At 40.1% G+C, this 1,102-nt stretch carries 1 protein-coding gene; it reads left to right on the top strand.

Features of this window, described 5'->3' with window-relative positions; translation table 11 throughout:
* The coding region (locus ACFSC2_RS25250) for an Ig-like domain-containing protein (protein WP_379818741.1) at positions 1–1,102 on the top strand (1,102 nt) is incomplete at both ends.

The raw sequence follows: 1,102 nt of genomic DNA, 5'->3' as shown, positions 1-1,102 counted from the left end.
AGTAACTATTACGGTTACTCCTGTAAACGATGCACCTGTTGCTTCAAATGATTCTTATACAGTTGCCGAAGGCGGAACATTGAATATCAATGCACCAGGCGTTTTAGGAAACGATTCTGATGCAGAAAACAATGCCTTGACAGCAGTTTTAGTTTCAGGTCCTGCAAACGGAACTTTGACTTTAAATGCTAATGGATCTTTTACGTACATCCATAACGGAAGCGAGACAACAACAGACAGTTTTACTTACAAAGCCAATGATGGAACAGCAGACAGTAATACAGCAACAGTAACTATTACGGTTACTCCTGTAAACGATGCGCCGATTGCTTCAAATGATTCTTATACAGTTGCTGAAGGTGGAACTCTTACTGTTACTGCAGCAAACAGTATATTGTCAAACGATACCGATGCAGAGAATAATCCACTTACAGCAATTTTAGTTTCGAGTCCATCACATGGAACTTTGACATTAAATTCAAATGGCACGTTCACATATACGCATGATGGAAGTGAAACTACAACAGACAGTTTTACCTACAAAGCAAACGACGGAACAGCAGACAGTAATACAGCAACGGTAACTATTACAGTTACTCCTGTAAACGATGCGCCGATTGCTTCAAATGATTCTTATACAGTTGCTGAGGGTGGAACTCTTACGGTTACGGCAGCAAATAGTATATTGTCAAACGATACAGATGCAGAAAACAATCCATTAACAGCAGTTTTAGTCACTAGTCCATCACATGGAACTTTGACATTAAATTCAAATGGAACTTTCACATATACGCACGATGGAAGCGAGACAACAACAGACAATTTCACTTACAGAGCCAATGACGGAACAGCCAGCAGTAACATCGCAACAGTAACTATTACGGTTACTCCTGTAAATGATGCGCCTGTAGCGAGCAATGATTCTTATACAGTTGCCGAAGGCGGAACCGTTACAGTTACTGCAGCAAATAGTATTTTGTCAAACGATACAGATGCAGAGAATAATCCGCTTACAGCAATTTTAGTTTCGAGTCCATCACATGGAACCCTGACATTAAATTCAAATGGAACGTTCACATATACGCACGATGGAAGTGAAACT

It is taken from the genome of Flavobacterium artemisiae (assembly GCF_042678225.1).
GTDB lineage: Bacteria > Bacteroidota > Bacteroidia > Flavobacteriales > Flavobacteriaceae > Flavobacterium > Flavobacterium artemisiae.
This window is presented reverse-complemented; position numbering and strand designations above follow the sequence as displayed.